Raw genomic sequence first — 13419 nt, forward strand, 5'->3', positions numbered from 1 at the left:
ATGACATACGATGAGAAACGTGGCGCCATCTATGCACGTGTTAGCACTGAGGAACAAGCCCTTCACGGTTTTAGTATTCAGGCCCAATTGGCTGAGCTCCGCAATATGGCAACCTTTCGGCAAATCGATGTCATTGATGAATACGTGGACGAAGGCGTCAGCGGTAAGAGTATTGACAAACGGCCAGAGATGAAACGATTGCTCGAAGACGTGCGGGAGAACAAGTTTCAATATCTACTGGTGTACAAGATCGATAGAATCGCGCGTAGTTTGGATGATCTTCTTCGGATCGTGAAAACACTGGAGCAACACAATGCACAGTTGATCATTCTCAAGGAGAATATAGACACAACGAATAGCGTTGGGCGGCTACAACTCCAGATGATCGGCGCTATTGCCGAATTTGAGCGCAACACGATAGTGGACAGAGTGAAGATGGGGATGACCCAACGTGCCCGCCAGGGCAAATGGAATGGCGGAGTGTGCCTGGGCTATGCAAGCGTTGACGGTAAGCTGGTTGTCGTTGAAGACGAGGCAATGGTTGTTAAGGAGATTTTTCAACTCGCCGATCAAGGACTGGGATACAAAGCAATCACTTCACGCCTAAACGCCAAAGGATATAAAACCAAAAAAGGAAAGTCGTTTTCCATCGGCTCAATCCACGACATTTTGGGCAATCCACTTTACGTCGGCAAGATCCGATTTAATCAAGTGGAGAATTGGAACGACAAACGTCGTAAGGGCAAGAATGCGGACTTTGTTCTTGTTGATGGTGAACATCAACCTATTATCTCCACTGAACTTTGGGAGAGAGTACAGTTGGCCCGCAAGAAACGCTCGTACAGGCCTTCCACCTCCGACAAACCTTATTTCTTGACCGGGATTCTCAAGTGCCCAGTATGCGGTCATGGAATGGTAGCTGGCAAGACAACCGGCAGAAATGGGGCCAAGTACCGCATCTACGTCTGTGGCCAAAATCACAACAAAGGAAGGCTGATATGTAGCGCAAACACAATCCGAGCTGACAAAGCTGAGAAAGAAGTAATGGAACAAATATCGAACCTGGTTGGTCACCCTGCCGTGTTGCACCAAATCGTCTCCCGGATCAATCAGCAGAGAAAGCTGTCAACTCAACCCGTTCTGAAACAGGTTAAGGTTACGCAGAAAAAGGTAAATGAGATCGAACGTAAAATGAACATCCTGCTCGATGAAATGCTTGATAACCCGGTATTGAAGGATGTGGCGAAATCGAAGCTTGAACAACTCGAACAAGAAAAGCGCCTGCTGGAGGCACAGCTTGCCGATCTGGATATCGCCCTGCAAGCGTCAGATACTACACCTGTCGATTATGAGTCAGTGTCTCATCTCATCTCGCAGTTGAATACGACTATTCTGTCGGCAGATCCTGAACAAAAGAAGTTACTTCTTCGCCTTATCATCAAAGAAATAACGATTTCCAAGCTCCCCCCTCGCAGGGTTGAAAAGATCGTGTATCAGTTTGATTTCACCCGTGATGCTTTGCAGTACACATACGAAATGGGAAAACAGGCATTCCCAGGTTTTGAGGATACCCTCCATAGACTGTCGAGACATGCAATGGAATACCGACGTATCAGCCAAGAGGAAGTGTGTCGTGCGTTGAATGTTTTACCCTTATTTATGGTACGGTTCCCCCCGCATAATCCGAATCCCCCGGTACAGCTGCTCCAACAGCACCACGCGTGCCAACTGATGCGGCAGCGTCAAAGGTCCGAAGCTCCAGCGAAGGTGTGCCCGCTTTCGCAAGTCTGGATGTACGCCATTCGATCCGCCGATAACAAACACCAGTCGCCCAAATCCTTCCCCGAGGAGCATCTCATACGACTCGCTCCAGGCTTCCGATGACAGGGCTTTGCCTTGGATATCGAGTAGAACGATGCCGTCACGGGGTTTCAGCAGTTTGTCGATTTTGTCGGCCTCACGCTGGAGAACCTGAAGCCGTTCTGCATCCGACAACGTTTCCGGCGCTGGTTCATCTGGGACTTCATGCATCGTTAAATCCACATACGCCGAAAGGCGCTTCTCGTATTCGCGAAGCGCCTCAGTCCAATATCGTTCTTTCAGTTTTCCTACAGCAATGATTTCAACATGCACAGATACATTCACGTCCTGGATTTTATCAGAACCTAAGTGGTGCGAATGACTTATTGAAACAACCCACCGCCAAACGGGTTGAGCGGGTCCCCACTGCCTCCACTGTTACTTTGGTTTTGCGGTTGGGCTGTTGTCAGTTGCGTGTCCATCGAGCCGACTTTAACCTTTAGCGTCATAGCCTTCTGACCGCGATAAATCTTCAACGTAACCGTATCACCTGGCTTGGTCTGGAACAAATACGTCCGCAAATCTGCGATGGTCTTGATGGTCTTTCCATTCAGGCCGACAATGACATCATTGGCCTGCAGGCCACCTTGTTTCGTCTCGTTGGACGTGACAGCTTTGATCCATACCCCGTAATCAACCGGTACGTTCGGCCACATTTGCTGCGGCAAGGACGACAGCGAGTACGCCTGAATGCCAAGTGCCGGGTGCTGTGCGTGACCTGTCGTCATCAACTGTTTTGCAACCGTTTGGACTTCGTTGGCCGGAATGGCAAAGCCCATTCCCTCGAAATTCGGTGCGACAATCTTACTGCTGTTGATGCCAATGACATCCCCGTTGATGTTCACCAGTGGCCCGCCACTGTTTCCTGGGTTAATGGCGGCATCGGTTTGGATGACGGTCTGGTAATCTAACGTCTGCTGGCTCTGTTCATCCTGGACCGGCATCACGCGCGACTTCGCACTGACAATCCCGCTCGTCACCGTGTCCGCAAAGTCCAGACCCATCGGCGTACCGATAGCGATTGCTGGTTCACCAGGTTGGATGTTGTCTGAGTTGGCGAAGGTGATCGGATCGACTCCCTTGAAGGAGTTCACAGGGACCTTCACAACAGCAAGGTCCGTAAATGGATCCGTACCCACAACCGTCGCGTCGACGTGCTTGCCGGATTTCAGCACGATGTCAACTTTCGCTGCACCCTCCACTACGTGGTTGTTCGTCACCAGATAGGCGTTCTTATTGTCCTTGTAGAACATGACACCCGTTCCAACGCCTGTTGGCTCCAACTTCGACTGCTGGGAGAAGTAGTTTGACACCTGCGTGTAGTTTTCGATACCGACGACCGCGGGTTCAACTCGTTGTACGGCCTTTGTTACGCCATCACTTACGTTCACACTGACATTGCTGACGTCCCCAGGGTTCGTCGTTCCGCCAGTTGACGCTGCCACTGCAGGTAGCGATCCGTGTTGCGTCAGCCCAGACTCGGCGGCAATTGTTGCGCCAGAGCCGACTAAGGCTGATAGAACGACCACGGCAACCCACTTGACTGAATTTGAGGGACCGGCATGTCTCTCTTTTCGACCTTTATAGAATCCCATTCGTCATCGCCCTCCTGTCTCATCCTGTGCAACTCACTGTCTTTATTATGAGTGCGTCAAGTTTGCATGCTCAAGTACGAGACACGGATTTTCACAATTCGTTCGCCCAAACTTCGGAAAGAATTACAATTTCCGACTCCGTTTTTCAAGTCGGATTAAATGTTAATTTGGTATTGGGACGTACAGAATTTGTGATGTATCGCAGGCGTAGTTTAAACGAATGAGGGTCAGTTCATACCGGTTGTCGAATTAAATCGACAAATTTCGTGGGCTCGTGCCGACTGGTGCGTTTGAGGCGAATTTCGGGTGCAATGGTTGGCCGGGCATCGTCTAAAATCTGCCGAACAGTTAGGTCCGCCAGGTCCGGTTGGTTGTTTTCTTCGCTCAAATGGGCAAGATATACATCAACTGGCGCATCCGGCAGGATATCGATCAATGCGTAAGCGGCATCTGTATTCGATAGGTGACCCTTATCCCCCAAAATGCGTCGTTTCAAGTGCCAGGGATAGCGGCCGACACGAAGCATGTCGACGTCGTGGTTGCTTTCAAATACGTATGCGTCGCAGTTCTGGAGCAATGACTTTTGATGATCCGTGACATAACCGAGATCCGTGATGACCGCAAGACTGGCGTCATCCGTGTCGAATCGATACGCGACCGGCTGTTCCGCATCATGTGAGATGGCAAACGGTGTTACGCGAATGGTTCCAATGTCAAATGATACATCTTCCTGGACAATTTGCAACGTTCGATCCGCCAATTCCGGCTTCTGTTTATCGCTTAACGAAGCATGCGTGCCTTCCGTCATGTACACGGGGCTTGGGGCATGCTTGTATACTTGTGCGAGGCCGCGAACGTGATCGTCGTGTTCATGTGTGACGAGAACCGCCGTCAAATCGGCCAAATCACGTCCACATGCAGCGTCCAGGCGCATGCGCAACTGTTTGCCGCTGATTCCAGCGTCTAAAAGCAGACGAGTGTCTCCGTGTTCTATGTAAATTGAATTCCCGCTACTTCCACTCGCTAGAATACTAAACCGCACGTAAACTTCCCCCTAAGGCGCTATCTCGACTTCTCCTGTAAAGGCATTGACGTAGTAGGTTCCGCCTTGCGTGGCGACGCGCCAGACGGGAAACCAGTAGTTCGTCGGAACACCTGTCTGATACAGTGGGACTTTGCGGGCAAAGCCGAGATCGACCATCAAAATCTTATTATCAGCCTGACCCTCCGATTTGTCCACCGAGTTTGCTAGACTGTCGAGCGCATCAAGGGCTGAAATAACCGGCTTCGGGTCGCTGGTTGGGCGAATGGAGTCGATCTCAGATTGCGTATAGGAAAAAAGATTGTTGCCCGTCTGGTTCGTGATTAAACGCGAGTCAAAAATCGGATAGTCCTTATAAGCTTGCAAGAAGACGACCCGCTTGGTCGTGGAGTCCACCGAATCCGTTACATATAAGTCACCTTGGTATGCGAAGGATCGCGAATCGCGCTTGGATGTAAGCGTCTGTGGCTTCGAAAACGTCACCTGCCAACTAGCGTCCGACAAAAGCGTGATGTCTCCCCCATCTGTGGAAACTTGCCCGACGGAGTTGGAGATTTGCGGTTTTGTGGCGCGTGGAAATATGGCCGTTTGCAGATCCTTCAGGACCGGCGTTTTCGTCTGTGCTTGAAACGACGCCAGATCCGGCTGCTTCGTGGGCACGTCGGATGTCAAAGTCAGACCGTGCTCAGCCAACAGGGTTTTCGTGTTGGCAAGGAGATCAGCCTGCGACTCAGCATATCCATTCATGACCTGTCGGGATGAATACAACTGCCAACCCAGCAGCCCATCTAAGACGACAAACAGCACAAGCAGCCAGTTTTTTGCGATCTCCCAATTCACGACGCATCACTTCCCGACATCAACGTTCCATCTGACGCATTGACCACCCATGACGATCCGCTATCGTTTGTCACATAGTACACAGGCTCAAGCGTTGCTTGGTCTGTATGCGTGTCTACCGGTTCCATGGCATAACCCAAGATCACGTGTAGATCCGTGGGATTCGGATTCGAATCGACTTTTTTGAGCTGACGTAACAACTGTGCTTTGTCGAGTACCGATACAGGTGTCTGGGTAATCGGTTGCTGCAGAACCCACATCGGTCGGTTGTACTCCATGACGCGACCGTTCTGCAAGTCCACGTCATAATCAGAACCTGTCGACAAGACTGGATACCCATCGACGAACTGTGTGAACACGTAGGCGGGTACGTCCGGATCGATGGTGAGCGTGCTCAGTTGGTCAAACCCGATAACGTTTTGTGGACCCCCGCCGTGTGTGTGGATGAAATCGAGTGCTGTTATAAAGGGATCGTTGTGTAGGTTCAGCTGCGATCCGTTTGGGTCTTCGTACCGCAGTTCTTCCTTACCCTGGTTCCACTGGACGGCTCGGCTTCCGTCCGTCCACAGGAATGTGTTTTTGTCCTGCTGAATGCGTGTGACAGCCTGCGGATTGACGAAAAAAGAGTGCACGAGCGGAAGTGCATCAGGCTGTCGAATTTGAACGGTTTGCCGCATCATCATCAAATTGCGGGGCACGTAACTCACTTGATCTTGCACACCCCAGGTGTCGTATGGCTCCGATTTGATGTCGAGTGACGCCCTGTTGATGAGCGTCGACAAATTGAGGTCTGTCTTCACAGTCATCACATTGTTCGATCCGACGAGTCCCACACGACAGACTTTATCTCCTGGAACTGCATACAGGACAATTGTCCGTCCTTCCCACGCACTCAAGGCTGTACCCAAATTGGCGACCCATTTGCCTGCAAGTTGATGTGTTAACTGAATGCCGAACTCATAGGTTACTTTCATTTCCGTTTTTGGGGGAAGGGCCTTCAACGTGACGGGATCGTATGTATGTGCACTCGTCAGCGCATTTGTCCAATATTGATATCCATTTGACCCAGGACCCAGGACGGTCAATCCCTGCAACGTGCCCACAGTCACCATGTAGGGACGAACGGCACTCTCGATAGAAGGCGTCGTCGCAGTGGGCGTAGGGGCCGGGGACACGAAACCAATGTCTGATCCTTCATGCAAGTTGTCTGACCAAAGGAAGTAGCTTAAGACGATGCTCGCGCCGACAAGCAATACCAACAAGACGGTTTTGCTGATGCGGATCACGCGGTTCATGACTCGTGACCCACCTCCCAAACCCGTTTTAACGAGACCCTTACCCGAGTCCCGACTTCCGGCTCGCTGTCGATGTGAATGTCTCCGTCCAGCCGCTCTGTGATCTCCCGGGCCAGAGCTAGGCCCAACCCTGAACCCCCGAGTCGCCTGCTGCGTCCCTTATCAACTCGATAAAAGCGTTCGAAGACGTGTGGCAAATCCTCTTTCGGGATGCCTACGCCGTCGTCGATCACGGTGATAGCCACTTCCATTGGCAGGATCTCCGCTTCCACGAAGACATGACCTCCTGGTGGCGTGTATTTTAAGGCGTTGGAGACGAGATTGTCGAGAATGCGATTGACTAAATCCTTGTTTCCTCGGATGAACACGGTTTTGTCTTGGAGTTTTTCCACCGTGAGCGCCAGCTGTTGACGACCCGCTTGAAAAGCGAAGCGCTGCTCGACTTGATCGAGCAGTTCGGCTACAGAGATCGTCTGATTGACGCTGTACGACTGCCCCCGGTCCAACCCAGACAACTGCAGCAAGTCACGCGTGAGGCGAACCATTCGATCCGTCTCTTGTTCAATGACGCCGAGGAATGTCTGCCTCGTCTGCTCCTCGTCGTCATGCAGGTCGCGCAGCGCCTCAAGATACGATTTGACGCTCGTCAGCGGTGTCCGCAACTCATGCGAGACATTCGATACAAAATCGCGCCGAGCTTGATTCAAGTGCTCTTGCTCCGTGACGTCGCGGACGACGGCGACGAACCCGTCGGTTTCGTCTCGCCGCTCAATACTCGTCATGATGATGTGATAGATGGTGTCATCCACGACACGCACTTCTGTACAATGGCCGTCCAACGCCTGTCGCGTCATGTCCCGAAGGCCCAGTTGTGCCACCGGATCGACATCCATCTCCCCATCCGCGCGAAGCATACGCCCGGCGGCGTCATTCATAAACAGGGCATCACCAGACTTGTTCAATACGATGACACCGTCACCCATTGACGTGATGATCGCCTGAAGGCGTTCTTGCTCGAGATGGTTTCTTTCCAGTGCTTCATCCAACTCGTCGGCGAGGTGATTGATGGCTTGGACGAGATCGCCGATCTCGTCGTTGCTTTCCGCCTCAACACGCATGGAAAAGTCCCCCGCTGCCATGATTCGCGCTTGGCGGGTGACGTCAAGCACTGGTTTCGTCAACGCTCGGGACAGGATGACGCCGAGGATGATGGTCAAACCGAGCACCACGGCGCTGCCGGTGTAGAACAGAGTTGTCACTTGACGGATGGTATCGTACGTCGATTGAATGGGAAGGACATATTCCAGAACGCCATAGAAGGTCTGATGCTGCCGAACAGGAACGGCCACGGCGAGAACGTGTTGTTTCGAAAACGGATCGAAGCGAACCGAAACCGCATCCGCATGGTGGATCAGCGCCTGCGTTGTGACGGTGTCCGTGCGTTTCTGCCCAATCAGGGCACCGCCGGCAGACGAGTAGGTGACGTCACCGTCGCTGTTCAGCAAGTATACGGTGCCACTGAGGAACTGCGGGACTGATTCCACGACGGACGTGATGGAACTCGTGATGTGTTTGGAGTCCGTTTCAAGCTGCGGCCCCACTAGGGTCGCCATGAGCTCAGCTTGGCTCTTTGCCGCGACGGATTGATTGTGAATGAGCGATGTTGTCAGTGCACGAACAAAGTAGGCTCCAATGAGCTCAACTGCAAAGACAATCAGCAGTGTGTAGACAAGCACGAGCTTGAATCGAAGACTCCGCCACCCCATCCTACAAAGCCCTCACATAGTAACCGACGCCGCGGCGGGTCATGACGTACTCGGGTTGACTGGGGTCGGATTCCAGTTTTTCGCGCAAGCGGCGAATGGTCACGTCTACCGCGCGCTCGTCACCCTCGTAGTCCATTCCCCAGACCTCAGTGACCAGTTGCTCACGCGTGTAGACCTGGCCAGGACGAGCGGCAAGGAAAGCAAGCAATTGGAACTCGCGATGCGTCAACGTGACAGGCGTGCCCGCTTTGGTCACTTCATATTGCGTTAAGTCGATGACGAGATCGCGTATGACATACTTATCCCGCCTTCTATCATCCGCGCCTTCGTCGAGATCGATCCGCCGCAGGTTAGCCTTGACACGCGCGAGTAACTCACGCGTGCTGAACGGCTTCGTGACATAGTCGTCAGCGCCGAGCTCCAGCCCGAGCACCTTGTCGACTTCATCGTCTTTGGCAGTCAGCATGATAACTGGGACGACAGAGGCGGATCGGACTGTGCGCAGAACATCAAAGCCATCGATGCCAGGGAGCATGACGTCGAGCAGAATCAAGTCCGGTTCATGTGCACGCCACATGGTTAAGGCTTCGTGACCATCGTAAGCGCATGTCACTTTGTACTCCGCACGTTCCAATGCGAATTTCAGGATGTTGGCAATGGGCTCTTCATCCTCGACGACAAGTATGTGATGCACACAATCACCTGCCTTTCATCCATTACGATCTCGATGTCCACACGAATTGAGGATGCTCCAACACAGCCCCGTACCGACCGAGCTTGAGAAGCAAATACTGATACGGGTCCTGGGGTGCGGGAAAATCACCGCCTATAGGGACGTATTGCCCTAGATCGAAGACGGGTGGTCCAAACCACCATGGTTTCACGGTGACGTAAGCCGTCACATGTCCAGGCAGTTGGTCCCGTGCGTAGCTTGGAATGTCATAGACAAACGCAAACCGAGCCCAAAAAGCGATACACAACCCCACAACGAGGAGCATAGCCACACGTGTCCAAAATTGAAGACTGCGAATGGACTTGTAGACTCGAATTCGCCGAAGCCGTGCACGACGGCGGCGCATGCGGCGCTTGCGTTTCCGATCCAACAACTGTCGATATTCTTTTCTTGTAAGCTCCCGTACCGGCTGCTCAGACTGCAACTCCAATGACTCATCCATATTCATGCTTCTTGGTGTGTTTTCTCCAGGTTGACAAACTTGTTGTAGTTCTTGAGAAATACGAGATCAATTTTACCCACCGGGCCGTTACGCTGTTTTGCAATGATAATCTCAATGATGTTTTGCCGCTCCGACTCTTGATCATAGTAGTCGTCACGATAGAGAAATGCGACGATATCGGCGTCCTGCTCAATGGAGCCCGATTCACGAATGTCGGACAGCATTGGCCGCTTATCTTGACGCTGCTCGACGGATCGGCTGAGCTGTGCCAACGCGACAATGGGCACTTCCAACTCACGCGCCAGTTGTTTTAACGAACGGGAGATTTCCGAGATCTCCTGTTGGCGGTTTTCGCCAGATGATCGACGACCGTGGATGAGCTGCAAGTAGTCGATACAGACGAAGCCAAGGCCATGCTCGAGCTTCAACCGACGAAGTTTGCTCCGCATCTCTGGGACCGTGATACCCGGAGAATCATCGATATAGATGGGAGAGTTGCTGAGTGTACTGACACCCATCGAAAGCTTTGGCCAATCGGAATCATCTAGGGTACCCGTACGAAGCTTTTGACCTTCAATGTACGCTTCTGCACAGAGCATACGTTGGACCAGCTGGTCCTTTGACATTTCAAGCGAAAAAATCGCAACCGGAAGTCCGGCTCGCACCGCGATATTTTGTGCGACGTTGAGGGCAAAGGCCGTTTTACCAACAGAAGGACGAGCGGCGACAATGATGAGATCGGACTTTTGAAAACCACTCGTCATCCGATCCAGCTCACTGTACCCCGTCGGGACGCCGGTGATGTTCCCCTCACTCGCGTACAACTGCTCGATCCGCTCAAACGTCGTTTCCAAAACATCAGATATATGTGTAAAATCCCGGGTCTTTTGAAATTGTCCGAGTTCGAGAATCTTCTTTTCTGCATCGGCCAGAACATCAGCCGCCGGAATTTCTTGGCTATATCCCTCTTCCGCGATATTCGTTGCGGTAGAGATGATACGTCGCAAAAGCGCCTTCTCGCGGACAATTTGTGCGTACTGACTCACATGTAAGGCCGTCGGCATCGCAGCCGCCAAATCTGCCAGATACTCGGCTCCGCCGACGGCTTCCAAAGCATCGTCGCGAGTCCGCAGTGCAGCTGCCACGGTTACGACATCAATCGGTTGGCCGGCGTCGTAAACTTCGCGCATTGAGCGATAAATAGACTGATGTGCAGCACGATAAAAGTCATCGGTCTCGAGCAACTCCAGCGCTTCACTGACCGCATCTTCAGAGATGAGCATCGCGCCGAGAACGGCCTGTTCTGCCTCCACTTGCTGAGGAGGCAAACGGAGTGTGCCCTCGGAGAGATTCGGTTTCCATACCGATTGTTCAATTGCCATTATAATCGCCTTCCGTGATGATGCCTGATAAGGGACTTCCCAACGACTTGATTACTCGGCTTCAACATAGACCGAAATATTGACTGAAACCTCTGGATGAAGCTTCACTTGGACACGGTGTCCTCCGAGTGACTTAATGGGATCATGTAATTGAATTTTTCGCTTGTCTACGCTGATGCCTTCGGCTTTCATTGCATCCGCGATGTGCTTTGTGGTGATGGCGCCAAACAGTTTACCACCCTCACCTGACTGTGTCTTGACGACGATTTTTTTATCGTTCAATTGAGCTGCGAGTGCCTTCGCATCCTCAAGTTCCTGAGCCTTCAAACGGGCGTGTTTATCGTTCTGCTGTTTCAATCGGTTCAGTGCCGATGGCGTTGCCTCTTCCGCCAAGTTTCGAGGCAAGAGGAAATTACGGGCGTAACCTTCGCTCACTTCCTTGACTTCACCCTGCTTGCCTTGACCTTTTACATCTTTCAGTAAGATAACTTTCATCGACATATCCCCCTTATATAGAACAACCGCTTATAACGGCAATAAACGAAATCTACATCCTCTTATCTTTATGGTAGTCTCGCGTACGGAATAGAGCAAATGCAAAAGTGCCCATACATCGGTTATTCCGTACCAAACAGCCCGTTCTTTGGCATTTGACAAAAGGAATGTGAATCAGCTCATGAGGTATACGTGTGGCTTAATCTATCGTTCTGACTTGCCCCCGACGGGGAAGGTGTACAGGTAAGATTCAAGTTGGGGAACGGCCTCCGAAAACCTCTAGTACCGATCAGAAAGGTAGCGGATGACCTCCGTCAGATCAGTATGTCGTTTGTCATCCACTTCAGCAGCGATCCTAAATGAATTCACAATTCCGTGGTCGATCCGATGCGGAGGCACACCCATTTGCACACCCAACAGGTAGGCCAAACCGACGACACCGGACAGCGCCTCTGTCAATTCACCCTCGTTGCCCGACTGGATGCTGCGCAAAACTTCAACCGCCTGCTGAACCAATTCGATACGATCATGCTCAACGGTCTGCAATTTGCGCGTTAAATCAATGTGAGATTCTACGTCGGCCACGCGTGTCCCTCCTACTCCAAGATTCCGAACATGAAACCTTCTATGGGAGTTCCACAATGTATGTACGGATTCCTGCATTAGTCTGAAACATCGGCGGACGAAGAGATGCGTGTCGCACTGCCTTGAAAGATGTCCTTGGAGTAAAAAAAGTGCACTCCAGCTTTTGCTGAAGTGCACTTTTTTATCGCTTAACAACGACCAAATGATCTCATTCGGTGCTGTATGGCATCAATGCAATTTGACGTGCACGTTTAATCGCTACCGTCACTTGACGTTGGTGACGTGCACAGTTGCCGGAAATACGCCGTGGTAAGATCTTTCCACGTTCAGTCAAGAATTTGTTCAGACGTCCAATATCCTTGTAATCAGCGTGGTCAATCTTGTCTACGCAGAATTGGCAGACCTTACGACGCTTCCCGCCACGACCTTTGCGCGGCATAAGAATCACTCCTCGTCGTTGGAAATGGTATTTTGCTTACCAACCGTACAAATCAAAAGGGCAAGTCATCTTCTGAAATGTCGATGGTTTGACTGTCATCAGCAAAAGGATCATCTTCGTACAGAGGTGCTGAACCACTATTGTTATTGGTACGTGGGCGTTGTCCCCCAGTGCTCGGTGCATTACCGAAGCCACTTTGCTGTTGTTGATCAGGACCCCTGTCCAAAAAGCGAACAGATTCTGCAACAACTTCCGCCACACGAACTTTCTGACCCTCACGGTTCTCGTAAGTGCGAATTTGCAAACGCCCGTCAACAGCTGCCAACCGGCCCTTCTGCAGATACTGCGATACGATCTCCGCCTGTTTTTGCCAGACAACAATGTTGATGAAATCCGTTTGTCTCTCACCATTTTGACCTGACCGCATCTGTCGATCCACAGCGAGTGTGAACGATGCAACAGGTGTTCCTGAATTCGTGTAACGCAACTCAGGATCTTGGGTCAAACGTCCAATTAAAATTACCCGGTTCAGCATGGTTTCCCCTCCGCGAATTACTCACCTACGCGGACTGTCAAATAACGAACGACATTGTCATCGATGCGCATAACACGTTCGAGCTCTTTAGACACGTCTGTGTCTGCCGTGTATTGAACCAACACGTAATAGCCCTCACGGTTGCCTTCGATTTCGTACGCCAAACGACGCTTGCCAATCTCTTGCAGTTCGTCAATCTGACCGCCTTGGTTAGAGATGAGCGTTTGATATTTTTGAACCAATTCCGCAGTCTGTTCAGACTCCAAAGTCGGATTCAGAATGTACATCGTCTCGTACTGACGCATACCGTGACACCTCCTTCTGGCCTATGGCCCCATCAATGGAGCAAGGATGAATTGGCAACAATGCTCATGCAATGCGCCGATTAACAATGCTAACATATCTAGCGC

At 51.5% G+C, this 13419-nt stretch carries 14 protein-coding genes and 1 pseudogene; 1 reads left to right on the forward strand and 14 read right to left on the reverse strand.

The window, feature by feature from the left end; all coding sequences use genetic code 11:
* A pseudogene (locus tag NZD86_RS22920) lies at positions 1–1044 on the forward strand (recombinase family protein); the annotation flags it as partial.
* 609 nt (positions 1045–1653) lie between these two features.
* Here NZD86_RS22920 and rlmH read toward each other — a convergent pair.
* From rlmH to rpsF, 14 genes are all read right to left on the reverse strand, one after another.
* Complete coding sequence (gene rlmH / locus NZD86_RS22925) at positions 1654–2145, reverse strand: 23S rRNA (pseudouridine(1915)-N(3))-methyltransferase RlmH (RefSeq protein WP_326492619.1); 492 nt, start codon at positions 2143–2145, stop codon at positions 1654–1656.
* 38 nt (positions 2146–2183) lie between these two features.
* Complete coding sequence (locus NZD86_RS22930; protein WP_268044396.1) at positions 2184–3455, reverse strand: S1C family serine protease; 1272 nt, start codon at positions 3453–3455, stop codon at positions 2184–2186.
* A 232-nt stretch (positions 3456–3687) separates the two neighbouring features.
* Positions 3688–4497, reverse strand: a complete 810-nt coding sequence (locus tag NZD86_RS22935; RefSeq protein WP_268044398.1) for an MBL fold metallo-hydrolase — start codon at positions 4495–4497, stop codon at positions 3688–3690.
* Between the two features lie 12 nt (positions 4498–4509).
* Positions 4510–5337, reverse strand: coding sequence for a two-component system regulatory protein YycI (gene yycI / locus NZD86_RS22940; RefSeq protein ID WP_268044400.1), 828 nt, complete (start codon positions 5335–5337; stop codon positions 4510–4512).
* Entirely contained in the window at positions 5334–6632 is a 1299-nt protein-coding gene (gene yycH, locus NZD86_RS22945; protein ID WP_268044402.1) for a two-component system activity regulator YycH, read from the reverse strand. The genes yycI and yycH overlap by 4 nt, the downstream gene beginning before the upstream one ends.
* Complete coding sequence (locus tag NZD86_RS22950; protein WP_268044404.1) at positions 6629–8398, reverse strand: ATP-binding protein; 1770 nt, start codon at positions 8396–8398, stop codon at positions 6629–6631. Before NZD86_RS22950 ends, yycH begins: the two co-directional genes overlap by 4 nt.
* Position 8399: 1 nt before the next feature.
* On the reverse strand, positions 8400–9092 hold the full coding sequence (locus NZD86_RS22955) for a response regulator (protein WP_268044406.1): 693 nt from the start codon (positions 9090–9092) through the stop codon (positions 8400–8402).
* A 22-nt stretch (positions 9093–9114) separates the two neighbouring features.
* Positions 9115–9573, reverse strand: coding sequence for a hypothetical protein (locus NZD86_RS22960; protein ID WP_268044408.1), 459 nt, complete (start codon positions 9571–9573; stop codon positions 9115–9117).
* Between the two features lie 2 nt (positions 9574–9575).
* On the reverse strand, positions 9576–10955 hold the full coding sequence (gene dnaB / locus NZD86_RS22965) for a replicative DNA helicase (protein WP_268044410.1): 1380 nt from the start codon (positions 10953–10955) through the stop codon (positions 9576–9578).
* Between the two features lie 51 nt (positions 10956–11006).
* Positions 11007–11450: a 50S ribosomal protein L9 gene (gene rplI, locus NZD86_RS22970; protein ID WP_268044412.1), complete on the reverse strand. Its 444-nt coding sequence runs from the start codon at positions 11448–11450 to the stop codon at positions 11007–11009.
* 279 nt (positions 11451–11729) lie between these two features.
* Positions 11730–12035, reverse strand: coding sequence for a MazG-like family protein (locus NZD86_RS22975; protein ID WP_268044414.1), 306 nt, complete (start codon positions 12033–12035; stop codon positions 11730–11732).
* Between the two features lie 208 nt (positions 12036–12243).
* A complete protein-coding gene (rpsR, locus tag NZD86_RS22980) occupies positions 12244–12474 on the reverse strand; it encodes a 30S ribosomal protein S18 (protein WP_268044416.1) in 231 nt (76 codons plus the stop codon).
* A gap of 52 nt (positions 12475–12526) precedes the next feature.
* Positions 12527–13009, reverse strand: coding sequence for a single-stranded DNA-binding protein (locus NZD86_RS22985; RefSeq protein WP_268044417.1), 483 nt, complete (start codon positions 13007–13009; stop codon positions 12527–12529).
* Positions 13010–13026: 17 nt separating this feature from the next.
* Positions 13027–13314 (reverse strand): 30S ribosomal protein S6, encoded by a 288-nt coding sequence (gene rpsF, locus NZD86_RS22990; RefSeq protein WP_268044418.1) that lies wholly within the window; start codon positions 13312–13314, stop codon positions 13027–13029.
* Between the last annotated feature and the right edge of the window lie 105 nt (positions 13315–13419).

The sequence above is a fragment of the Alicyclobacillus dauci genome (assembly GCF_026651605.1).
GTDB classification, from domain to species: Bacteria; Bacillota; Bacilli; order Alicyclobacillales; family Alicyclobacillaceae; genus Alicyclobacillus; species Alicyclobacillus dauci.

Excerpts from the sequence above, each read along its gene's own strand:
- rplI (WP_268044412.1), bottom strand. The coding sequence starts at position 11,450 with ATGAAAGTTATCTTACTGAAAGATGTAAAAGGTCAAGGCAAGCAGGGT.
- yycH (WP_268044402.1), bottom strand. The coding sequence starts at position 6,632 with ATGAACCGCGTGATCCGCATCAGCAAAACCGTCTTGTTGGTATTGCTT.
- rpsR (WP_268044416.1), bottom strand. The coding sequence starts at position 12,474 with ATGCCGCGCAAAGGTCGTGGCGGGAAGCGTCGTAAGGTCTGCCAATTC.
- NZD86_RS22960 (WP_268044408.1), bottom strand. The coding sequence starts at position 9,573 with ATGGATGAGTCATTGGAGTTGCAGTCTGAGCAGCCGGTACGGGAGCTT.
- dnaB (WP_268044410.1), bottom strand. The coding sequence starts at position 10,955 with ATGGCAATTGAACAATCGGTATGGAAACCGAATCTCTCCGAGGGCACA.
- rpsF (WP_268044418.1), bottom strand. The coding sequence starts at position 13,314 with ATGCGTCAGTACGAGACGATGTACATTCTGAATCCGACTTTGGAGTCT.
- NZD86_RS22950 (WP_268044404.1), bottom strand. The coding sequence starts at position 8,398 with ATGGGGTGGCGGAGTCTTCGATTCAAGCTCGTGCTTGTCTACACACTG.
- NZD86_RS22985 (WP_268044417.1), bottom strand. The coding sequence starts at position 13,009 with ATGCTGAACCGGGTAATTTTAATTGGACGTTTGACCCAAGATCCTGAG.
- NZD86_RS22930 (WP_268044396.1), bottom strand. The coding sequence starts at position 3,455 with ATGGGATTCTATAAAGGTCGAAAAGAGAGACATGCCGGTCCCTCAAAT.